18 protein-coding genes are annotated in these 22,300 nt (G+C 48.0%); 7 read left to right on the forward strand and 11 right to left on the reverse strand.

Annotation, left to right across the window (positions count from 1 at the left end):
* The first annotated feature begins 248 nt into the window (after positions 1 to 248).
* Positions 249 to 1,424, forward strand: a complete 1,176-nt coding sequence (locus ACHZA1_RS00615) for an IS4 family transposase (RefSeq protein WP_320051689.1) — start codon at positions 249 to 251, stop codon at positions 1,422 to 1,424.
* A 56-nt stretch (positions 1,425 to 1,480) separates the two neighbouring features.
* On the opposite strand, the gene ACHZA1_RS00620 is transcribed toward ACHZA1_RS00615, so the two are convergent.
* Both ACHZA1_RS00620 and ACHZA1_RS00625 read right to left on the reverse strand, forming a co-directional pair.
* Positions 1,481 to 2,965, reverse strand: coding sequence for a M56 family metallopeptidase (locus ACHZA1_RS00620; RefSeq protein WP_320053301.1), 1,485 nt, complete (start codon positions 2,963 to 2,965; stop codon positions 1,481 to 1,483).
* A complete protein-coding gene (locus ACHZA1_RS00625; RefSeq protein ID WP_320053302.1) occupies positions 2,962 to 3,333 on the reverse strand; it encodes a BlaI/MecI/CopY family transcriptional regulator in 372 nt (123 codons plus the stop codon). Before ACHZA1_RS00625 ends, ACHZA1_RS00620 begins: the two co-directional genes overlap by 4 nt.
* Positions 3,334 to 3,615: 282 nt before the next feature.
* Here ACHZA1_RS00625 and ACHZA1_RS00630 point away from each other — a divergent pair, with 282 nt between their 5' ends.
* The 6 genes from ACHZA1_RS00630 (at position 3,616) to ACHZA1_RS00655 (ending at position 11,564) form a co-directional block, all read left to right on the forward strand.
* Positions 3,616 to 5,505, forward strand: a complete 1,890-nt coding sequence (locus ACHZA1_RS00630; protein ID WP_320053303.1) for a mucoidy inhibitor MuiA family protein — start codon at positions 3,616 to 3,618, stop codon at positions 5,503 to 5,505.
* Between the two features lie 180 nt (positions 5,506 to 5,685).
* Positions 5,686 to 6,540 carry a GNAT family N-acetyltransferase gene (locus ACHZA1_RS00635; protein WP_320053304.1) on the forward strand — a complete coding sequence of 285 codons (855 nt, stop codon included), beginning with the start codon at positions 5,686 to 5,688 and terminating at the stop codon, positions 6,538 to 6,540.
* Positions 6,541 to 6,695: 155 nt separating this feature from the next.
* A complete protein-coding gene (locus tag ACHZA1_RS00640) occupies positions 6,696 to 7,292 on the forward strand; it encodes a methyltransferase domain-containing protein (RefSeq protein ID WP_320053305.1) in 597 nt (198 codons plus the stop codon).
* Positions 7,293 to 7,451: 159 nt separating this feature from the next.
* Positions 7,452 to 8,945 carry an IMP dehydrogenase gene (locus ACHZA1_RS00645; RefSeq protein ID WP_320053306.1) on the forward strand — a complete coding sequence of 498 codons (1,494 nt, stop codon included), beginning with the start codon at positions 7,452 to 7,454 and terminating at the stop codon, positions 8,943 to 8,945.
* 443 nt (positions 8,946 to 9,388) lie between these two features.
* Entirely contained in the window at positions 9,389 to 10,873 is a 1,485-nt protein-coding gene (locus tag ACHZA1_RS00650) for a DUF4070 domain-containing protein (protein ID WP_320053307.1), read from the forward strand.
* Positions 10,874 to 10,979: 106 nt separating this feature from the next.
* Entirely contained in the window at positions 10,980 to 11,564 is a 585-nt protein-coding gene (locus tag ACHZA1_RS00655) for an outer membrane beta-barrel protein (protein ID WP_320053308.1), read from the forward strand.
* 139 nt (positions 11,565 to 11,703) lie between these two features.
* Here the strand turns inward: ACHZA1_RS00655 and ACHZA1_RS00660 are convergent, their stop codons facing one another.
* The 9 genes from ACHZA1_RS00660 to ACHZA1_RS00700 form a co-directional block, all read right to left on the reverse strand.
* On the reverse strand, positions 11,704 to 13,008 hold the full coding sequence (locus ACHZA1_RS00660) for a cytidylate kinase family protein (protein ID WP_320053309.1): 1,305 nt from the start codon (positions 13,006 to 13,008) through the stop codon (positions 11,704 to 11,706).
* A gap of 665 nt (positions 13,009 to 13,673) precedes the next feature.
* Positions 13,674 to 14,468: an AraC family transcriptional regulator gene (locus tag ACHZA1_RS00665; protein ID WP_320053310.1), complete on the reverse strand. Its 795-nt coding sequence runs from the start codon at positions 14,466 to 14,468 to the stop codon at positions 13,674 to 13,676.
* 9 nt (positions 14,469 to 14,477) lie between these two features.
* Positions 14,478 to 14,864: a cupin domain-containing protein gene (locus tag ACHZA1_RS00670; RefSeq protein WP_320053311.1), complete on the reverse strand. Its 387-nt coding sequence runs from the start codon at positions 14,862 to 14,864 to the stop codon at positions 14,478 to 14,480.
* An 84-nt stretch (positions 14,865 to 14,948) separates the two neighbouring features.
* The gene (locus ACHZA1_RS00675; protein ID WP_320053312.1) at positions 14,949 to 15,728 is read right to left on the reverse strand and encodes an alpha/beta hydrolase family protein; all 780 of its coding nucleotides are present in this window, start codon (positions 15,726 to 15,728) and stop codon (positions 14,949 to 14,951) included.
* A gap of 116 nt (positions 15,729 to 15,844) precedes the next feature.
* Positions 15,845 to 16,261 carry a hypothetical protein gene (locus tag ACHZA1_RS00680; protein WP_320053313.1) on the reverse strand — a complete coding sequence of 139 codons (417 nt, stop codon included), beginning with the start codon at positions 16,259 to 16,261 and terminating at the stop codon, positions 15,845 to 15,847.
* 61 nt (positions 16,262 to 16,322) lie between these two features.
* On the reverse strand, positions 16,323 to 16,754 hold the full coding sequence (locus ACHZA1_RS00685; protein WP_320053314.1) for a thioesterase family protein: 432 nt from the start codon (positions 16,752 to 16,754) through the stop codon (positions 16,323 to 16,325).
* Positions 16,755 to 16,828: 74 nt separating this feature from the next.
* Positions 16,829 to 17,551, reverse strand: coding sequence for a subclass B1 metallo-beta-lactamase (bla, locus tag ACHZA1_RS00690; protein ID WP_394701085.1), 723 nt, complete (start codon positions 17,549 to 17,551; stop codon positions 16,829 to 16,831).
* 89 nt (positions 17,552 to 17,640) lie between these two features.
* Positions 17,641 to 20,442: a sugar-binding domain-containing protein gene (locus ACHZA1_RS00695; protein ID WP_320053316.1), complete on the reverse strand. Its 2,802-nt coding sequence runs from the start codon at positions 20,440 to 20,442 to the stop codon at positions 17,641 to 17,643.
* Positions 20,443 to 20,961: 519 nt separating this feature from the next.
* On the reverse strand, positions 20,962 to 22,290 hold the full coding sequence (locus ACHZA1_RS00700; protein WP_320053317.1) for a glycosyl hydrolase family 28 protein: 1,329 nt from the start codon (positions 22,288 to 22,290) through the stop codon (positions 20,962 to 20,964).
* Positions 22,291 to 22,300: the final 10 nt, after the last annotated feature.

A 22,300-nucleotide genomic window follows, 5' to 3' on the forward strand; every position in this document is an offset into this window, starting at 1 on the left:
CACCCCAATTTCATCCGCACGTAGAGACGGGTTTCAAAACCGTCTCTCTATAAAAGGTTTCAATACCCGTCTCAATAAAAAAATTCTCAACCCCATCCCCAATAAAAAAGACGGGCAGTACCCACTAGTGTCCGGGAAATATTATTAAAACACCTACTAACACATTGATGTTTAATTGCTAATTCAGTTGCGATAAAGTCGGAACATATCAGATGCTTACTTTTGCGACAAGCTACAAACTGTAAGCAATGAATAGTGGAACCTATATTTTTAAGCAATTATGCCAGTTCTTGCCTGAGGACTACTTCGAATATTTGGTCAATAAGTACGATGGCAACAAGTACATAAAATCGTTTACCTGCTGGAACCATTTCTTGGTTATGCTGTGGGCTCAGCTGACAGCCCGGGAAAGTTTACGCGACATCATCGGATCGCTTAATGCGCATCGGTCAAAGTTTTATCGTTTAGGCTTTGGCAAAAGCGTTTGCCGCACAACGCTGTCTGAAGCAAATGAGAAGCGAAATGTGGAAATATTTCGGCTATTTGCTGAACGAGTTGTTAAGATAGCTCAAGATAAAAGGGGTAACATCGAAGGGCTGTTCATGGAGGGAATCCCTCATCGTGTGCTTGCGTTGGATTCAACAACAGTTACTTTAAAATGGGAAGCGTATTCGTGGTCCAAGGTGCAAAATGGGAAAGGAGGAATTAAGGTTCACACCATGTTTGACATCCTTACAAGCATTCCGGTTTACAATGTAATCACCGACCATGACGTCAGGGATCAAAGCGTTATGGACTACTTTCAATACGAACCGGATGCATTTTACATTTTCGACAAAGCCTATGTCAAACTGTTATCTCTTAACAAAATCGATGAAGCAGGTGCATTTTTTGTAGTGCGAAGGAAAGAGAAAATGAACTTCGAAATTATAGAGGAATGTAGCTGCGATGTCCATGAAAAAGGCATTTTACGCGACTTAAAAATAAGATTGTCGAATCGTTGGGCGAAAGCTCGGTATCAAAAACCTCTGAGAATAATCTACTACTACAACGAAGAGAAGAAAGCAACTCTAGAATTCTTTACGAATAACCTCGATTTAGAGGCGCATAAAATCGCATACCTATACAAGTGTAGATGGCAAATTGAGATGTACTTCAAATGGATAAAGCAGCATTTAAGGATAAAGCAATTTTACGGAACTTCCGAAAACTCTGTAAAAATCCAAATATATGTAGGCATTATCGCCTACTGCTTGGTAGCTCTAGTCGGTGTCGAATTGAAGTCAAAGTCATCGCCATTTGAATTACTTCGAATCTTGAGCGTTTCGCTTTTTGAAAAGGAGAACCTAAAAGAGTTCCTAGCCAAGGCTGAATTATCGGAGAACTTTCAACCTGTAAGCAATTCAAACCTTAAATTATTTTAGCGGACAGCAGTGGGCAGTACCCGTCTTAAAAATCCCCCCATACCTACCTCTCGTAATTATCTCGTTTTTACAATCAACAGCAAAGTTTTCGGAGTAACCGTCACCCCCAGCGTATCGGCATGCGGTTTCACAAAATCGTACGAAACAACGCTCTTCGACATCACCGATGAAAGGCCTTCTTTTGAAGTCACAGCACCGTTAAGAATGTAGCGAACATCGCCATTAAGAAGGTATTCCCGGCTATCTCCTAACCCGTTTTTTCGGCAGTAAGACTCCGTGAAAAAGAAAAAGCCAGAACGCTTAGCGTTATCGCCAAGGTTTATTCCAAGCACATCTTTCTTTTCCTGTTTATAGTGAGCACATACCTCATAGATGTTGCCGTTAATTCTATTAGCCACATCATCCGCTACTCTTTGTCCATCAATAACAACGAACTCCTTATCGTTGCTCCCATCTTTCGCGCTCTTATTAGGTACAATAGAGAATTTTACCTGATCATATAATACACTGCTCCCGTTTGCGTCAGAGATCATCGATCTACCATCTAATCGAAATTGTACCCCCTTACCTTTCTGCTTGTCGGAAGCCTTTACCACCTTCTGCGATTCCATTTTTAGGTACGACGATGCAATACGAGCCCTTACATCGCTAAAGCAGAGAACCAGCGCAACCATTAGCGCAACAGGAAGCATCAGCAGTACCTTAGCCATGCTTACTTTCGTCGATCTTTTCTTGTTCATCATAGCAATACGTGTTTTTAAATGATTAATGTTAAAGCTGCTCACCAACGCAAAGCCACCTTTCGATACGCTTGCATTTAGTAGGCTATACTGGTACACCTTACGGTTATATCCCTTTTGAAGAATTGTGCTATCCACATCAAACTCCAGGTTTTGGGCAACAAGACGCTTGTAGAGCCATGCCAACGGATTAAACCAAAGAGCTGCCCGGATCAGTTCGGCAAGCATCAGATCCACAGAATGCAGTTTATGGGCATGAATACGCTCGTGCTCAATAATCTGGGCAACATCCTCCTTGTTAACCATCGAAGGATTAAGGAAGATCCATTTAAAAAAGGTAAAAGCAGCCGAATTAGCCTCCACCTCGTATACCCTTGTGCCACCAATCTGCGAGCAGCAAGCCTTTTGCCTAACCAGCAGTATCCGACCAAGATTGTACAGAAATAGCAGAAGCATAAAGGCAAGCATGGTAAAGTACGCAACCAACAACCAGCTTACCGCCCCCACTGGCAAAGGTCGAGGTACAGCTGCATCTACAGCGGGGATATTACTAGCCACAGCAGGCGTGGCTACGTTTTGAGCAACCTCCGACTTAAAGTAGACCTTTACCACATCCTTAACAACACTCTGTCGCGAAAACCATCCAGTGAAGCTTACAGCAGGCAGCGTAAGCGAAAGAACCATCCCCAATAGCAGAAAAATTCGATTAAGCCGGTAGAAGGTCTCCCTAACAAGGAACAGGCGGTAAAACAGGTAGAAAATGGTAATCCATGCTGCCGATTTTATTAGATACTCTATCATTCCTTACCCTCCTCTCCCTTTTCGATCATATCGATAATCTCCTTTAGCTCGCCAGACGATATCTTCTGATCGCGGGCAAAGAACATCACCAGATTTTGGTACGAGTTGCTGAAGTAGCTCTTCACCACCCCCGACATAAAGGTTTTGGTATACTCCTCGTGCGTTAGACAAGGCGTATACTCGAATGTATTACCAACCTTGCGTGAGGTTACAAACTCTTTTCGCTCGAGATTTTTAACTACCGAAGCCAACGTTGTGTATGGAGGCTTTGGTGGCGTATACTTCTCTAGTATATCTTTTACCGTACAGCTACCGATTTCCCAAATTAGAAGCATTGCTTCCTCTTCCTGTGGCGTTAATTTTTCCATGATGATTAATTTATTACGAAACATTCGCAAATGTACGAATGTTTCGTAATTACCAAATAATTTTGTCCTTTATTTTTTATTTCCCCCCATTCCCACCGTAGAGACGGGTTTCAAACCCGTCTCAATAGAAAGGATTTTAATCCCGTCCCAAAAAGTTCGCCCCCCCTCTCTCATATTTTGGATGGAACGAGGTAGCCCCCGTCTCCACATTATTTCATTTTTCCCATACCAATAATTATATTTATGAAATTAAAATATAGACAAACATAATCTCCTCAGACGATGAAGAAGATCCTAACCCTCGTTCTAATGGTGCTATGCACCGGAGCATTTGCCCAAGAAAAGAAGGAAATTGTCGTAAAATCGGATATCACCGACGCCACCGTATTCATCAATGGCGCACAGGTAATCCGTAAGAAGATGGTCGACATCACCCCTGGAAAATCGACACTAAAGTTTGTTGGACTATCCCCCTACCTCGATGCCAAAAGCGTTCAGGTAAAGGTAAACGGGCAGATCACCGTGCTATCGGTAAACCACCAGCTAAACTATACCGACAGCGCTGCGCAAAGCAAGAACATCGATCAGCTCCTGGCAAAAAAGAAAACAATAGAGGATAAGCTAACGGTAGAGAAGACAAGCCTCGACATCGTTAACGAGGAATTTCAATTCCTCAAGGATAACCGAACCATTGGAGGAAAGAATCAGGAGGTAAGCCTCAATAACCTAAAAGAGACCTCCAACTTCTACCGCGAACGAATAGCCGCCCTAAAGATGAAGGAGCTGGAGATAAACAAGAACATCGATAACCTTCAAACTGAAAAGAGGCAGGTCGATAATCAGATCAAGCAGATTAGCACGACTCCGAAGCAGCCAACAGGCGAAGTGCTCGTAAAGGTAGATGCCCAAAGCCCCATGCGATGCGAAATGGAACTCAGCTACTTCGTGAACAATGCAGGATGGTTCCCCTCGTACGATATCCGAGCCAAAAGCATCGAAGACCCCATCGAGCTAACCTACAAGGCGAACATACACCAGAACACCCTCGAAGATTGGAAAAATGTTAGGCTAAAGCTATCGTCCACCAATCCAAGCCAAGGCAACGTAGCGCCACAGCTGCAAACCTACCTCCTCGACTACACCACCAACCCACCCCGCTACAACGTTACCAACAACCAGGTATCGGGTCGTATTATCGATGCCACGAGCAATGAGGCAATCCCCGGAGCAACCATCATCATAAAAGGATCAACCATAGGAACCGCATCCGATGTAAACGGCAGCTACTCGCTATCGCTCCCCAACAGCAGCTGCGAGGTGGAGGTATCGTTCGTAGGCTACCAGTCGCAGGTTCTTCGGGTCAACAGCTCAACCATGAACGTCTACCTTAAACCACTAGAGCAAAGGCTCGATGAGGTTGTAGTTACCGCCTATGGCATACGAAGAGATTCTGAAATGGAAGAAGCCCCTACTAGAAAAGAAACAGGAACAGGAGCAGTAGCAAAGCCGCTACGCATCAGAGGTACAAGCAGCCTAGCCATCCCCGTAGCGCAGGTCGAAAGTCAAACGGCTGTAGAGTTCGAGATAAAAACGCCCTACACCATCAGCTCCGACAACAAGAGCACCACCGTCGAAATAGAGAGCTACGCGGTTGATGCCGGCTTCGAGTACTACTGCGTTCCCAAGGTCGATAAGGATGCCTTCCTGATTGCCAACATCACCAATTGGGAGCAGTACAACCTCCTCGAAGGCGAAGCCAACATCTTCTTCGAAAACACCTTTGTGGGCAAATCGGTGCTCGACGTACGCCACATCTCCGACACCCTTAGCCTATCGCTCGGAAGAGATAAAAGCGTACTTGTAAAAAGGGATAAGGTAAAGGAGCTAACCACCAAGAAGCTGTTCGCAAGCAAGAAGGAGGATAGCCGCACATGGCACATCTCAGTACGTAACGGAAAGAAAGCGCCCATTAGCATGATCCTTTACGATCAAGTACCTGTATCAACAAACGATGAGATTGAGGTAAACACAGAGGACCTTTCCGGAGGCAACCTCAACAAGGATAAGGGTGAAGTTAAGTGGACCTTTAAGCTCGATCCATCAGCAAAAAAGGAGATCGACCTAAAGTACACCGTCAAATACCCCAAAGAACGAACCCTGAACATCGAGTAGAGACGGGGGTCAAACCCGTCTCATTAAAAAGGGTTTCAAATCCTCCTCTCACAAAAGAGGGTTCATCCCCATCCCCTTGAAAATAGATTTTTCCCCGTCTCCAAACATGGTTTACCGAGACGGGGGAAACCCTATATTCTATAAAAGGACAACACCAACTAAAATAATATCTCACCAACTATGGAAAACATTCAATTGCTCAAAACCACCAGCTTCGACACCATATTTGAAGCATTCAACGAAGCCTTCTCCGACTACGAAGTTCAAGTTACCAAAGACGAGCTTAAGGTTATGCTTACCCGCCGAGGGTTTCTTCCCGAACTTTCGTTTGGCGCATTCGACAACGGCAAGCTGGTATCCTTTACCCTTAACGGGATAGGTAACTTCTGCGGCATCAAAACCGCATACGATACAGGAACAGGTACGCTTAAGGAATACAGAGGCAAGGGAATTGCATCAAAGATCTTCAACTACTCGATCCCCTATCTAAAGGAAGCAGGAGTATCGCAATACCTGCTAGAGGTTCTACAGCACAACACCAACGCAGTTTCAGTTTACTGTAAACTGGGATTCGAGGTTAGCCGGGAGTTCTGCTACTTCAAGCAAAGCGCCTCGGAGGTTGTCCTTGCCGATAAGCCGCTACAAAACGGCTACACCCTTCAGAATATTACGCTCGAGCACAAGGAGAGGATGATGGAATTCTGCGACTTCGCCCCATCGTGGCAGAACAGCTTCGAGGCCGTATCCAGATGCCTTGCCGACTTTACAATAACAGGAGCATTCGACCAACAGGCGCTGATTGGCTACTGCATATTCGAGCCAAACTCTGGCGACATCACCCAAATTGCCGTTGACAAAGCGTATAGAAGAAAAGGTATAGCCTCAGCCCTAATAAACGAGATTACAAAGCACAACAGGTACAGCTCCATTAAAGCCATCAACACCGAAGCCCCCTGCGAACCAATCACCGCATTCCTAACATCGAAGAACATCACCCAGCTCGGCAAACAGTACGAGATGATAAAACCGTTGTAACCGTAGAGACGGGTTTCAAACCCGTCTCCTTTATTCAAACCCGTCTCTTTTGTTTGAACCCCATCTCTTTAAAAGAATTTCAAACCCGTCTCCATTAAAAGGGTCTCCCCCCCGTCTCTTTAATTCACCCCCACCTCCCCCGAAAATCATTCACCATGGCAACAGACACCAAACAAATAGTAGCCAACCTCCTATCGTTCTACGATTTTACCGATAAAACCATAGTATCCGTAGGTGCTGGCGGAGGACAGTTCATCGAATACGGAAGAAGCGCCAAGAAGGTCTACGCCGTAGACAACGACAAGTACGCACTAGCAAAGCTGGAGGAAAACCTGCAAAAGGCAAACCTCTCCGATAAGTTCACCCTTATCCATTCTGAATTTGAGGACATCACCCAAACAGCCGACATCGTGCTATTCGAGTTTTGCCTTCACGAGATGAAGGATGCCCGAGCCGCCATTAGCCATGCGCTAACGCTCTCGTCCAACATACTAGTAAGCGACCACTACCCAACCTCAGAGTGGGCATACATTGTCGACGAACGAGAAAAGGCCACCGCCAGCTGGAATGCCATAGACACCTTCAGCCCCAGAAAGGTAGAGCAGCACGATACCGTTCAATCCTTTGCCGATTACGAGGAACTCTACCAAAAGGTAAAAGGCCAAGGCGAAGCAACCATACAACGAATCGAGAAATACCAAGATCAAACCAACCTCCAAATCCCCATGTCGTACGTATTTGCAATGATATAGTACAATGAGAAAGACGTATTCTAAAACGCGAAATCCCCCACATCTGCCTACTTTACACAGCACAAACCGTAAACTTTCACTATCTTTACCGCCAATACAAAAAAGTGAAGAATGCACCCTGTGCATCTTTTATCCCGATGATCCTTTAAGACAAACCCCATGGCACACATCATTCACGACATCTCCAGAACGTTTAATGAGTACCTGCTCATTCCAGGGCTAACATCAAAAACGTGCAACCCCGATCGGGTAAGCTTAAAAACGCCGCTAGTTAAGTTCAAAAGAGGGGAAGCACCCGAAATTGAGCTGAACATCCCCTTCGTATCCGCCATCATGCAATCGGTATCCGACAGCAAGATGGCCATTGCGCTGGCCCAAAACGGCGGGCTATCCTTCATCTTTGGGTCGCAATCCATCGAGGAGCAGGCGAAGATGGTTCGAATGGTGAAAAAGTTTAAGGCAGGCTTTGTGGTGAGCGATGCCAACCTCACCCCCGAGCATACCCTACAGGATGTGCTCGACCTAAAAGAGCAAAAAGGGTTCTCTACGATTGGTATCACCGATGACGGATCGTCGAACGGTAAGTTGCTCGGGCTGGTAACCAGCCGAGACTACCGCCCAAGCAAAGATCCGGTGGACAAAAAGATAAAGGATTTTATGACCCCATTCGCCAAGCTGGTTACCGGCAGCCTGGGGATATCGCTAAACGAAGCCAACGACATCATCTGGGAGCACAAGCTCAACACCCTACCCATTATTGATGAAAACCAGCGCCTCCGATACTTCGTCTTCCGCAAGGATTACGACAACCACAACGAAAACCCCAACGAGCTGCTCGACTCGCACAAGCGGTTGATCGTTGGAGCAGGCATCAACACCCGAGACTACAAGGAGCGCATTCCTGCGCTGGTTGATGCAGGCGTAGATGTGCTTTGCATCGATTCGTCGGATGGCTACTCGGAGTGGCAAAAGGTAACAATCGAGTTCGTTCGCGAAAAGTACGGCGACTCCGTAAAGATCGGCGCCGGCAACGTTGTCGACAAGGACGCCTTCCTTTACCTAGCTGAGGCTGGTGCCGACTTTATCAAGGTGGGCATCGGAGGCGGCTCCATCTGCATCACCCGCGAGCAGAAAGGTATTGGACGCGGACAGGCTACCTCCGTTATCGAGGTGGCACAGGCCCGCGACGAGTACTACGAAAAAACGGGCACCTACATCCCAATCTGCTCTGATGGCGGTATCGTTCAGGACTACCACATGGTGCTTGCGCTGGCAATGGGCTCCGACTTCATCATGATGGGCCGATACTTTGCCCGCTTCGACGAGAGCCCCACCAAGAAGATAATGATTGGCGGCAACTACGTAAAGGAGTACTGGGGCGAAGGATCGAACCGCGCCCGCAACTGGCAGCGGTACGACATGGGCGGAAGCAGCAACCTGAAGTTCGAAGAGGGCGTAGACAGCTACGTACCCTACGCCGGAAAGCTGAAGGACAACCTAGACCTTACCCTCGGAAAAGTAAAATCAACCATGTGCAGCTGCGGAGCGATATCCCTCCCCGAGCTGAAGGATAATGCCAAGATAACGCTCGTATCATCCACCAGCATCATCGAAGGTGGTGCGCACGACGTCATCCTAAAGGAAACCAAGTAGCGGCGCAAACCGCTGCCTAACGAGCTTTGCAAGGGTGCCAAACAAAAATTTGGCACCCTTTTTTTACCATAACCTTTCGGCATGCAAGGGTGGATTGCGCATACGCATTGAGCCGTTGCAAACCTACAATGAAGCGTTGCAGACCTACAATGGACCGTTGCGCATACGCAATAAGCCGCAGAGCAACTGCCTTCAAAAGAAGCAAACAGCACATACGACTCTGTACATCAATACACTTACCAACTAAATTATAAATAAGCAGCAGCGTCACCAATAGGATAGAATGCTGCAACGTAGTTTTTAAGGATTCTTGTCCTAGGATAAAGGCAACGACAAAGGGCTTACCAATAATTACCACTTATTACCAGCGATTAATTCGCAAAGCCTTTATCCGCCAGTAGCTAGGGTCGTACATTTAGCACATATCCACCATCAGCATAAGAATGATGAACATCCTACTGGTATACCCGCAATATCCCGACACCTACTGGAGCCTCAAGCATGCACTCCGCTTTATCTCCAAGAAGGCCGCATTTCCTCCGCTGGGCCTGCTCACCGTATCGGCGATGCTCCCTGCCGAATGGAATCGGAAGCTGGTAGACATGAACGTTACGCCGCTCGCTTCGGAGGATATCCGCTGGGCCGACTACGTTTTTATCAGCGCCATGCTCACGCAAAAGGATTCCGCGGCCAAGGTGATCAACGAGTGCCGAAAGCACCAAACGAAGGTGGTGGCAGGAGGGCCGCTCTTTACCCAGGACTACGCCAGCTACCCCCAAGTAGACCATTTCATCCTTAACGAGGCGGAGCTAACGCTCCCTCCCTTCCTAAAAGACATCCGAGAAGGCTTACCCCCTCAGAGAGTTTACAGCACCAGCGAGTTTGCCGACATGGCAGAAACGCCAATTCCCGACTACTCGCTGCTGCCGATGAAGGACTACATCACCATGAGCCTCCAGGTATCGCGCGGATGCCCGTTTGCCTGCGACTTCTGCGAGATAACCTCGCTGCTGGGCCATCGGGTGAGGATGAAACCTACCCACCAGGTTATCGCCGAGCTCGACCAGCTGTACCGGCTAAGCTGGCGTGGGTTCGTGCTAATTGTTGACGACAACTTCATCGGGAACAAGCACGAGGTTAAGCACAACCTGCTCCCCGCAATGAAAGCGTGGATGCAGCAGCATGGCCATCCGTTTACCTTCAGCATTCAGGTATCCATCAACCTTGCCGACGACGACGAGCTGCTCTCGCTCATGCGCGATACGGGATTCACCTACACCTTCATCGGCATTGAGACGCCCGAGGAGAAAGCGCTGAAGGATTGCAACAAGATCCAGAATAACAACAGGGATCTGCTTCAGAGCGTGGCGAAAATACAAAAGGCAGGGCTCGAAGTCTCCGCCGGATTTATCGTTGGATTCGACAGCGATACCCCCTCCATCTTTCAGCGCCAGATAGACTTCATTCAGCGAAGCGGAATCGTTTCCGCCATGGTGGGCATGCTGACAGCCCCCAAGAACACGACGCTCTACAACCGGCTTCTATCCGAAAACAGGCTCGTCAACGAGCGCCCGGGTAACAACACCGACTTTACCACCAACTTCATCCCCATGATGAGCTACGACGAGCTGGTGGAGGGATACCGAACAGTTGTAACAAGCATCTACTCGGTGAAACCCTACTACCAAAGAGTTCGGCACTATTTGCGGGGCTTCAAACGAACAAAGCTGCAACGAAAGCGGTTTGAACTAGCAAACCTAGCGGCATTTGTAAAGTCGATATTCATCATCGGAATTGTAAAGAAGGGGCGAGCCGAGTTCTGGAAGTTCCTGATATGGACGCTTACCCGATATCCCCAAATGCTTACCGACGCCATGACCTTTGCGGTTTATGGCTACCACTACCGAAAGGTGTACGGGATAAGCTGATGCTGATACCCTCCTGATGCTCGAAAATATAATGGAGTCCGGAAACCATAGCAAACGGGGCGCAACCGAAAAGCCAAACGAGTAGGACGATATAATACGCATAGCGATGAAAAGGTTGATCTTAGCTCTTTTCGCGATAGCCATAAGCGCATCCTTATTCGCCCAAACCTCGGCTCGAAGAGGTTTTATTGGGATGACGCTAGGCCCTTCTATCCCTGTTGGCGATTTTGCGAGCAAGTACTCCGATAATGCAGGGGGCGCCAACGTTGGGCTTAACATTAGCCTGCTGAACTTAGGCTACACGTTTGGAGGCAACTTAGGGGTAACAGCGCTCTGGTTTGGAGCTGCACACAAGGTAGAAACCAACGGAAGCGGAATGGAAGCCACTTGGAGCTATGGAGGTCTAATGGGCGGAGGACTTTACACCATGCCGATAACCAACCAGCTTAGCTTCGACCTAAAAGCGATGGCGGGCTTTGTTTCTGCCAAGCTGGATATCGACAACTTCGGAAATACCACCGCCAACGGTGCTGGTTTCGACGTAGGAGCAGCCCTTCGCTACCACTTCACCAACAGATTGAGCCTGCTAGTAACGGGCGATTACTTTACCACCAAACCCAATTTCGAAGGGACAGACATGCGCATTACCACCATCAACATTAATGCAGGTATTGCCTACCGATTCCAGTAAAATGAGACCAGCTTAACTGGAGAGTATCAACTAGGGATTTCCTGCGCTGCAACTGTTTCTTAAGCGCTGCATTCACCCCTAAATCCCCTACAACTCCTGTCGTAAGTCTTGATACCTGCATCTTGCGTCTTGTATCTTTTTACCCCTCCCTCTCCATCATCTTCTGCACCGCATCGACAACTAGCGCTGCCGACTTTTCGGGACCAAAGAGCGAGTTATCGATGGTAAGGTGGTAGCTCTTGGTATCGTTCCAATCCCTATGGGTATAGTGCCTGCTGTAGTTCATTCGCTCCCTATCCTTCTGCTCCATCTCCTTTTCGGCTAGGGCTGGGGCAACGCCGTAGTTCTCAACAATTCGTTGAATTCGGTAGTTCTTGTCGGCATGAACAAACACGTTGAGGCAATGCGGATGCCCCTTCAGCACAAAGTCGGCACAGCGCCCAACAATCACGCACGACTCGCGCTTGCTAATATCGCGGATCACCTTGCTCTGCACCATGAACAGCGAGTCGAGCGGCGGCATCTCCTCGTTAACGTAGGCGTAGTTCTGCTCGTAGAGGTCGAACAGCAGGCTGTTGGCCAGCTTCTGCTCGTGCACCTTCACGTACTCGGGGGTAAAACCACCTTCGGCAGCCGACAGGTCGATTAGCGCGGTGTCGTAAAACGAGATGCCCAGCTTTTGGGCAACCAGTTCACCGATCTCGTGGCCGCCGCTTCCGTACTCGCGCGCTATGGTAATAACCATTCGAGTTTCGACAGCGCCACCCGCCGCTTCGACGGCTACCTCTTCGGCAGGAGTTGGTACGCCAATGTACTTATCGAGTACCGCTAGCTTACTCCCGTAGAACCGGGCAATGGTGCCCACCAGCAGCGCTGCGACGATGGTACCCTCGCGGATGCCCTGCAAATCGTGCAGCAACAGAAAGGAGCTGACCACCCCAATAGCCACCAGCGAGCAATCGAGCCCTACCTTAGCCTTTCCAAATTCAACATGGAATGTTTTGGCGATGGCAAGCGACAGCCCCTCGCCCGCCAGGTAGGTAACCTTTGCCTTCACCTCCAGGAAAACCCCAAAGGCAAGAATCGCGCAGCTAAGCAGGCACAGCAGCCACTGCGTCCAGTAGCTGGTAGCATCAACGCCCGATAGCAGGTGCATGGCAACATCAATAAAAACACCAAAGAACAGCGCCACGGGTAGCTGCAGCAGCTGCACCAGCTGGTAGCTGCGCCTCAGGAGCACCACCTGCAGCAGGATGAGCAGCAGATTCATCACAATAGATGCCGTGCCTATTGTAATGGGGTAGCCCAGGCTATACACGTACGGGATACACGAAATGGGCGACGTGCCCAGGTTGGCCTTTACCGAAAGGGCAACGCCAAAAGCCATAATAAACAGTCCTATTACCAGAACTACGCTTCGGATAGCAATATTATTCTTCATCATAAGTAGAGTACAATTCAAAACTTCAGCCTGCAACAAATAGCCTGTACAACAAGTTAGCGCGTTGAATTATCGGTATGCTTATCCCCCAGTGGCAATACGAATGATATGCACGATGCAGGTTACGGCTGCACCTACTTGCGGGGGATGCCCTGCTGCTTTTATGGGGAATGGGCCAGCGAGTGGTCTCCTACAGCAGGAATTCTTGCAGAATGGCGCAAAGGTACTAATTGTACGGGCAACGCCAAAGCGTAATACAGCCAATCGGAAGGCGAAAGAAGAACAGCCGCAACCTGCTGGGAGAGGTAGCGCCTACCATGCCTGACGCTAGATTCGCCGAACTTAACGTTGGACTCAATGAGTTTGATGTTGGACTCGACGAACTTGACGTTAAACTTCCCAAGTTTGATGTTGGACTCAACGAGTTTGATGCGAAACTCTCCGAGTTTGACGTTGGGCTCGACGAGTTTGATGTTAAACTCACCGAACTGGATGTTGGACTCGACGAGTTTGATGTTAAACTCACCGAGCTGGACGTTGGACTCGACGAGTTTGATGCGAAACTCACCGAGTTTGACGCTGGAATCGACGAGTTTGATGCAAAACTCACCGAACTGGACGTTGGACTCGACGAGTTTGACGCGAAACCCACCAAGCTGCAAGGGCTGCTACCTGATCTGCCTATTATCCTTCAGGTATCGCCCAGGAGTAACGCCAACGTGCTTCTTAAAGAGCTTAGTGAAATGGCTTTGGTCGAAAAAGCCAATGCCGTAGGCGGTATCGAGCACTGAGTTGCAAGTAAGCAGGAATTCCTGCGACTTCTTCACCTTACAGATCAGGTAGTAGGCGTAGGGCGACAGGCCGTAGCAGCGGTGGAAGTAGCGGTTAAAGTGGTACTCACTTAGGTTGGCCGCTTGGGCCATTTGGCCGAGCGAAAGCTCCTGTAGGCAGCAATCCTCGATGTAGCGCTTTGCCCGTTGGATGCTGTGCGATGCCTCATCGGTTAGGCAGGAGCCGCCATCCTGCAGCGAATGGCTAAGCACCTCCTCAACGATAGCCGCTAAAAGAGGCGTCAACCGCACCGAGTGCCGGTCGTACTCGGCCAGGGTATGAAACTCCCGAATCATCGCCAGCAGCGTAGGGCTATGGACTACCAGGTTGGGAAAGTAGCAGCGGCCATCCATCGCTAAAGATATCACCTTGTAGCTATGTCCCTGTCCGTTTATCGAGCGGCAGGAGTGCGGCTCGAAGGGTTGAACCATGTAGATGTCGCTGGGCGCTAGGTTCACCGTACTACCCCGGTAGTGGAACGCACACTCGCCAGCCTCCACAATGCCCAAGGTGTAGGTGGCGTGAAAATGGGCAGGGAAAGCGTTTACAATGTTGTAGCCATGGGTTACCGCTTGCGCCTTCCCGCAGCCAACCTCAAAGCGAACGATCTTTTCCTGCTCGGTCTTCATCATCTTTTAAGCTTAAAGTAATGCGGGGAAGAACTTAGCAAGTAAGAAGAGCCCCTCGCTTCCAGCGCGAACGGAGTGGTAGACATCTGCAGGAATAAAGCCAACATTCCCCACACGGTAGTCCAGCGTTTTATCGTCCAGCATACAGAAGCCCGAGCCTTCCAGCACCTCATGAATCTCCGTTTTCCCAGGATGGTTGTGGAGCTCTATCTCGCAGCCGGGCTCCACCCTTACTAGATGGTAGCTCACCTTGCTACCGGTACTTTCCCCCTTAATAACATGCTTAAGGGATACACCCTTGTAGGTAGGATGCGCGTTCCACTCCAGCTGTTCGACCTCAATGCAGGTATCGTTAATGTACAGCCTTCCGTTGTCGAAGCATTTTGCAGTCATAATCATTTTTACTTTGGTTACGCGGACAAAAGTAGACCTCGACCAGCGGAAAAAATTGTAAAATATTGCTCTTTGTCCGAAGGCGGTAAGCTAGAAGTAGCGGTTAATGGCTCGCCTCAACGCCTCGTTAAAGAAGTACCAGTCGTGCTTCCCCTCCCACTCCTCGAAGGTAAGACCGAAGTCCAGCGTTTCCATCTCGTTGCGGAATCTGATATTTTCGGCATACAGCGAATCGGAAGTGCCGCAGGCCACGTAGAGCTCCGGCTTAACAAGTTGGCGACTCGCCTCCTTGGCCAGCTCCACAATCTCGAACTTAGGGCTCCATGTCAATTCTGGACCAAAGGCGGCTTCAAAATCATTGATCAGGCGCTCCCCAATCATGTTGCTAAACTCCTCGGTTTTGCCATGAGCCCGCTGGTAGTCCATCCCCTCCTTCAAGAAGAGACAGGCGGGAGCAATCGCCGCGCAGTATCCGTACTGCTCAGGTTTCGACAGAGCGCACTTCAGCGCACCATACCCGCCCATCGAAGCCCCAATAACGGCGGTGTCTTCGCGCCTAGCCGATATGTTGAAGAAGCTCTTGCATATCAAGGGCAGCTCCTCGGCCACATAGGTAAAGTAGTCTAGCCCATACTTCATGTCGGTGTAGAAGCTGCGGGCAACCTCGGGCATCACAAAGATGATGTCGTGCTCGGCGGCATACACCGGCAGCATCGAGTAGTTGGCCCAATCGGTGTTGCAGCCAAACAGTCCGTGAAGAAGGTAAACCACCTTATAGTTTCCCTCCTCCTTTAGCATGCCGGGGGTAACAACGGTAATTCCAGTTTCCATGGCCAGCACATTCGACAGCACGCTACCACGTAGTATCATTATCGATTCCTTTTTTATGGTTGAAAATTAAGAAAGCCTCTCCTATCCTACTCCACTTAAGAGGAAGAGGGGACGGTAGAGGCGAATACCTGTAGCCTTAAGGATAGCAGCAGAGATTACATTTTCGTAAAGACAAACGTATAGGTAAGCTGCTCCTCGTAGCCCTTTCGCGTTACCGTTACGGTGAAAGAATGAGTCTTATCCCCAGTTTTTTCAGCTACAACGATGGAAACATCAGGATAGATACTGGTAAAACTAACCGTTGGAGTTACCACAGAGTTGTCCAATATAGCATAGTTGATTGAGATATGCTTTTTTGTAATCTGATTCTCAACGCTATTTATTGTCATATTCTTAACATTGTTCACATCCAGCATCACACCACTAGTAACGCTAAGCGGCTGTCCATTAATGGTAACAGAGGTAATTCCCAGAACCAAATAGTCGGCAGGAGTCTCCTTATCGTCGTCCTTACTGCACGAAAAGCAGAGAACAGTTGCCAGTAACAGCAACAATAGACTTATTTTTTTCATTCGTAACAAGATTATAATTAGAATGCAATTTTACTAAAAAGGATGGTGATTATCCAGTTGTTTACTTAATAGCAACATCAGGGTCGTAGGCGGCAATTTTCTGCTTCCAGGTTTCGGGGATAGGGATGCTAACCTTATCCTTAATGTTGTAGCACACTAGAACAACCGAGCAGGTAGAAAGCACCTCTCCGGTTTCCTCCTCCACCAGCTGATGCCCCATGGTAAGGCTCTTATTACCGACATGTGTTACATGCGTTTCAACAAGAATCTTTGTTCGCATGTATATAGGCTTCAAATAGTCTATTTTGATTGATGCCCCAACCACGCCAATTGTAACGAAGTCCATCTCCGGCAGCACCTCATCGAAGTAGTGCAGCTTGCCGGCGTCGTAGTAATTCTGGTAAACCGTATTCGACACATGCCCCAGCATATCAACATCGCTAAACCTTACCTGAATTGGTATAATACTTTTAAATGATGCTTTACTCTCCATAGTTGCTCGTTTGAGCAGCGAATATACCACTAGTTACGGGTAGCGCTCTTCTATTTAAAGCTCGTTATGCTAAATCATCGCTTCTTCGAATTAGCACCAATGGCAAGCTCGTAGGTATGCTTTAGCAGCTCCACGCCTCCCCACGCTCCATGCCCCGGAACAACAAGCTTTACATTAGGGAACTTATCCATCACCCTCTTAATCATTTTGGGGTAAGCCTTAACATCGCCATCCTCGGTATTACCCAAATCGGTATAGCTTAATCCTTTTACCATACAACCCGCAAAAAGTATATTCTCCGATGGCATCCAAACAACAATGTTATCCAACGAGTGGGCCGCCCCCAAGTAGTAGCACTTTACAGGCTTACTTCCCAGCTTCAGCAACAGCGAATCCATAAAGCCATGCTTAGGAACAGGCAAATGCTTAGCCTTTGCAATGCTTATGGTCTTTTCGCAAGCATACGATTCAATTCCCATAGATGTTAAGTACCTCAAACCACCCATGCAGTCGGAGTGCCAGTGGTTGGGCACAAATCCAACCACACGTAGCTTCAACGAATCCTTAAGGTACGATACCAACACCTTTGTAGCAGCATCGGTTGTAGGCGTGTCAAAGAGGAAAGCCTCGTTTCCACTTGTAATCACCATACCGTTAGAGGCAACACGCCCAAAGCGTCCCATGTCGGCATACGATACATGCACGTAGACATTGTCGGATAGCTTTACCAGCTCGATATCCTTCGAAATTTGAATTCTCCTGCAGGTACCCTGCGAGAATGCGCTGCAAAAAGCCATCCCTGCAGCAACAAGTAATACAATTTTCTTCATCTACTCTCTACTCTCTACTCACTACTCCCCATTCACTACTCCCCATTCACTACTAATTACTTCAAGAACAACTTGCCCAACATCTCCTTATCCACAGCACAGCTAGGCGTAAAGTCATTCGACTTCATGTAGTTTACAATGGAACGGTAGAGCTGTACCGCCTCAGGGTTCTTGGTTAGCCTATCGAGCTGCGACATGCAAACCAGCAGTTTACCATTACCCACCTTAAACTCGAAGATGAGCCCCATCTTGTGGTTCCGCTCTAGGTTATCAATCACCTGCACAATTGGTCTGTAACTGGAAGGTGTACTATCCAAAATCAAAGAATTGCTTGCCTTTATAATAGAGAACCACTGCCAGCTGGTGTGCGATTCGGTAGGAAACTGATTAAATATCGGATGGTTCGGGTTGGTTAGTATCCCCATTGTTCCAGGAGATACAGGCTTCTTAGCCCATTCGCTGATTCCCTTAAACATCCCATAATTCCAAAACTCAGGAGGGAACAAACCAGGAACGCTACATGCACTCACATCCTCGGTTTGAGGGAAAAGCAGCACCTTTGCACCTTGCTGCAGCTGAGCAAGAACATCGTCGGTAAGCTTATGAGTCACAACAATGCCATCTGTATTAATAGGATTGCTATCAGGCTGTGGGTATACCCAAATTGGATAGCTGTTTACGACCGAGCTACCCTTAACCGAAACGATTACCGTTAGCTTCTCGGCCCCCTTAATTGCCGATAGGTCGAATGCAACATCCCCTACCAGCCTTACACCTCCATTTTCGATAGATGCAGAATCGAAGTTCCCCTTATAAAGGATATCGCCATTCTGTCTCTTCACCAACCACTCAACACCATTACCAATGGACCTATCCGAGTAGTTGGCCACCTCAAACTTTGCCTTAAATATTTCGTTATTTGTCCAGCAGTACTTTGGGAATTCGAGCAGCAGCACAACATCGTTACAGGACATGCGCCAATCCTGCTCGGTTACCACCTTCTTGCTATCCATAAACGCATCGAGAATTCCGACTAGCGCCGATCCCTGTCCAGGATAGTCCTGCAAGTCGAGCAGCTGGAATCCTGCAAATCCCTTTGTGCGAAGTGCAGCCTCCATCTCGGCTTTATAGCATAGAGCAGCCCAGGCTCCCGATGCCTTTTGAAAGTCTACATTTTGATTCAGCATCCCTGCCTTTTTTAGCCTACTGCGAAACACCTCAAGGTTCCAAGCCCTAACAACGCCTGTATACTTTGCAATCTCGCTGTAATCGGGATATACCTGATACTGTCCAATCTCGTGGCTAACTAACGGCATTTTGAGCTGCGAAACGGGATACGCAAAGTTAATCATCGTCGAAGGCACCTGCGTATTAATGATACCACCCTCCTTCGAATCGGCAAAGGCGTGCATCAAGCGGGTATGCGTCAAGATAGTGTCGTGCGCGTAGGGCGTTCTTGCCCCCACAAAGAAGTCAGAGTAACCACGAGGCTCCATAAAGCCAATGTTATTGTTCGATCCCATAGAGTAAAGCACGCGATTATCGTAGCTCTTTAGCGCTACCATATTCTTTTCTACACGATCGTGCCCCGACCATATTTCGTTTCCAGCCGATAGCATTACAAACGAGGGATGATTTGCATACGAGTCGAGCATGGCAATCCCTTCATCCTTTAGCTTGCTAGCTACGGTATCCGACTCCAACCCTCCCCAAAATGGCAGCTCGGCTTGGATATAAATACCTTCGCGATCGGCAGCATCAAACGCTGCTTCTGGAGGACAGTACGAATGGAATCGGTAGTGGTTTATCCCGTAGTGCTTGGCAATTTTAAATACGCGAAGCCACCCTTCCACATCCATTGGGGGATATCCGGTAAGCGGGAATACGCAGCCATCGTGCTTACCACGCAAGAAGGTTGTACGACCGTTAATGTCGAACTGCGTACCCTTTGCGGTAAAGCGCCGCATCCCAAAGGTTACGCTCTTCGAATCCTTCACCTTTTTCCCCGAAAGAACAGCGGTAATCTTATATAGCGGTTGCTGGTACTCATCCCAAAGGCTGCAATCGTCGCCAAGCGTATACTCTAGAATAATGGTAGGCTCGCAGGCCTTTGTTACCTTTAAGGGCTTTAGTTGCACAGACTTGCCATTAAGGGTTTTCTCGAGCATTAGCACCAGGTCAACATTCCTAAGGTTTAACCCATTAGCGATATCAACCTTCACATTCACCTTCCGACTGTCAATATCCGGATAAGCCCTAAGCTTGCTGATGTATGTCTTTGCGGTTGCCTCCAGCTGCAGCTTACCTACAATACCATTCCAGTTTGTTTGCGTATCTTCGCTATAAATATGCACGCCCCCGTACGGAGTTAGCTTTAAGCTGTTATCTACTCTGATGGTAATGTAATGCTCGCCGGGAGTAATGTAGCGGGTAACATCGAGCAGCTGCGCAGACTGCAGCAGGCTCGATCCTCCAACCAGAATACTATCAACCCATACCTGCGAGGACTTTGTTCGTTCGAGCTGTAGCTCAACATGCTTCCCCTGAAAATCTTTAGGAATAAATATCTTCCTCCTATACCATGCAGCCCCCTCGTACTTGTAAAGCCGGCAAAGGTGCATTGTGGTGGTATCCCTATTCACAAATCCCTTCCTATTCTGATCCATTGTACCTGGCAGATCAACCACCTCGCTCAGATTCTTTACAAACCACCTCTGACGTACTCCAACATTGGCAGTATCCATGGCAAACTGCCACTTACCGTTCAGCGAAATCTGTTTTCTGAAATTATCGCTGTCTCCTTTTGCACTGAATGAGAGCAAGGCAAATGGTAGCAGCAACAGGAATAAGTTTTTCATCACTACAAAATTTATAATAGCAAAGGAAGCATCTCTTGTTGTAATGCACAACACATTTGCCACACAACATTGCTCCCATTTCAGGATTAGGTATTCACCTATCCTATATTAATCACCTTCTTCTATCGCCCCTAATACTTCTGCAATGTTCGAACTAACTCTATAACATAATTAGATGAGTATGTCCTGCTACTGACTCGCTATTCAACCGCTCCGCGGTTGAGATTATGCTGAACGTTGTTTCCCCGCATTGCAAGCGGGGCTATTACAATTCAATCCTTGCAGGATTGTAGATTAACAACCATTATGCGATAATACTCAGCATTAGTATAAAACAACCTATCATTACTACAACCTGAAGCCCGTAAGGGCTTTAACTTTAATAGCTCCGAGTGAAACTCGGGGAATTAGGACGTAAGATGGAAACAACCCCGAAGAGGGTTGAATAGATTCTCTGAAAAGCAGGTAAACTCATCTATACTACCACCCTGTTCGTTACAAAACCTAGAAAACTAGGAATCAGCGCAGCAGCGCACCATTTACCTTTACATCATCTAGGGTAATGCCCTTTATCAAGCGCTTATCTATGCTGCCATTTGCGGCCTCAGCATCAACATGCTGAAATATGAAGTTCGACAGATGGGTATTCTTGTTAACTCCAACATCAAAAAGCACATTGCATTTCAACCTGATATTTCGCAAAATAATACTATCGCAAAAGGACAACGGCACATCCTTACGCCCATTCAGATCGAAGAACTGAGTCCATGGCTTAGCGTATAGAAAGCTGCCAACGTGCCCCTGAATGTTTTCAACCGTAATATGCTCGTAGCGTTGTGGAGTGTCTGGCCGCATCTTTAGCCATAGCAACCGTTCGCAACCGTTAACCGAACAATTACGCATTAGTACATTCTTACTATGTATGGATTCGCTTCCACAAGTTAACGCCGAATGGCAGTAGCCAAACGTACAATCTTCAATAATGATGTTGGCGTTTGGCCCATTGCAGGTATCCCTGTCGGCCCAAGGGCCTTTCCCGCCCTTTAAGGCAATGGCATCGTCGTTTACCGACATGTAGCATCGCTTAACCCAAAAGTTGGTGCAAGCATCAATATCTATGGCATCGGTACTTGGTGCCTTTACGGGAGCAGCGGGGGATAGTATGCGAAGATCAACCATCTTTACATTGCTACACTTATAGAAGTGGCTGGTCCAGAAGCCCGAGTTTACCAGCATTACGTCCTGTAGCCTAACATTGCGGCAATTCCATATAAACACCAGCCTAGGACGTGATACTTCGAGGTTGGTGCAGCTCGGATTCTGCTTTCTCCTCTCCCAAAAGGCATTCCAATAGCCAAGACCATTGCCATCAATTGTTCCTTTACCCAAAATGGTAAAACCATCAACCCCGTATGCGTTTACTAAGGCAGGATAGTAGTCGATACTTTGCCCCTCTATACGAGATGGCCTCATGGGGTAGTCGGAAATTCTACTAGATCCCTTCAGCGTTGCCCCCTCGGAGAGATACAAACTAGTACCCGGCTTAAAGAATAGGGCACCGCTCATGTAAACTCCCTTAGGCACTACCACCACACCCCCACCTTGCCGAGCAGCAGCATCAATGACCTCCTGAATTGCCTTAGTTTGAACAACCAAGTTATCGTTAACAACCCCATAGTCGGTAATTAGGTACGCCTTACCTAAATCCGACAGCTCTACTTTTGTGGTGTCTAAAAACCAGCCCGAAATCTTTGTCCCATCAGGGAAGTAATCGTTCCTAGCTTCCTGCGAATAGGCCCCTTGCGAAATCGCAGTAAAGCAAAGCAACAAGCAACAAATTCTTTTCATCGCCATACAT

The organism is uncultured Acetobacteroides sp. (assembly GCF_963667355.2).
Lineage (GTDB): Bacteria > Bacteroidota > Bacteroidia > Bacteroidales > ZOR0009 > Acetobacteroides.

Coding starts and splice junctions, on each gene's coding strand:
- ACHZA1_RS00615 (WP_320051689.1), top strand. CDS start 249: ATGAATAGTGGAACCTATATTTTTAAGCAATTATGCCAGTTCTTGCCT.
- ACHZA1_RS00620 (WP_320053301.1), bottom strand. CDS start 2,965: ATGATAGAGTATCTAATAAAATCGGCAGCATGGATTACCATTTTCTAC.
- ACHZA1_RS00625 (WP_320053302.1), bottom strand. CDS start 3,333: ATGGAAAAATTAACGCCACAGGAAGAGGAAGCAATGCTTCTAATTTGG.
- ACHZA1_RS00630 (WP_320053303.1), top strand. CDS start 3,616: ATGAAGAAGATCCTAACCCTCGTTCTAATGGTGCTATGCACCGGAGCA.
- ACHZA1_RS00635 (WP_320053304.1), top strand. CDS start 5,686: ATGGAAAACATTCAATTGCTCAAAACCACCAGCTTCGACACCATATTT.
- ACHZA1_RS00640 (WP_320053305.1), top strand. CDS start 6,696: ATGGCAACAGACACCAAACAAATAGTAGCCAACCTCCTATCGTTCTAC.
- ACHZA1_RS00645 (WP_320053306.1), top strand. CDS start 7,452: ATGGCACACATCATTCACGACATCTCCAGAACGTTTAATGAGTACCTG.
- ACHZA1_RS00650 (WP_320053307.1), top strand. CDS start 9,389: ATGATGAACATCCTACTGGTATACCCGCAATATCCCGACACCTACTGG.
- ACHZA1_RS00655 (WP_320053308.1), top strand. CDS start 10,980: ATGAAAAGGTTGATCTTAGCTCTTTTCGCGATAGCCATAAGCGCATCC.
- ACHZA1_RS00660 (WP_320053309.1), bottom strand. CDS start 13,008: ATGATGAAGAATAATATTGCTATCCGAAGCGTAGTTCTGGTAATAGGA.
- ACHZA1_RS00665 (WP_320053310.1), bottom strand. CDS start 14,468: ATGATGAAGACCGAGCAGGAAAAGATCGTTCGCTTTGAGGTTGGCTGC.
- ACHZA1_RS00670 (WP_320053311.1), bottom strand. CDS start 14,864: ATGATTATGACTGCAAAATGCTTCGACAACGGAAGGCTGTACATTAAC.
- ACHZA1_RS00675 (WP_320053312.1), bottom strand. CDS start 15,728: ATGATACTACGTGGTAGCGTGCTGTCGAATGTGCTGGCCATGGAAACT.
- ACHZA1_RS00680 (WP_320053313.1), bottom strand. CDS start 16,261: ATGAAAAAAATAAGTCTATTGTTGCTGTTACTGGCAACTGTTCTCTGC.
- ACHZA1_RS00685 (WP_320053314.1), bottom strand. CDS start 16,754: ATGGAGAGTAAAGCATCATTTAAAAGTATTATACCAATTCAGGTAAGG.
- bla (WP_394701085.1), bottom strand. CDS start 17,551: ATGGCTTTTTGCAGCGCATTCTCGCAGGGTACCTGCAGGAGAATTCAA.
- ACHZA1_RS00695 (WP_320053316.1), bottom strand. CDS start 20,442: ATGAAAAACTTATTCCTGTTGCTGCTACCATTTGCCTTGCTCTCATTC.
- ACHZA1_RS00700 (WP_320053317.1), bottom strand. CDS start 22,290: ATGAAAAGAATTTGTTGCTTGTTGCTTTGCTTTACTGCGATTTCGCAA.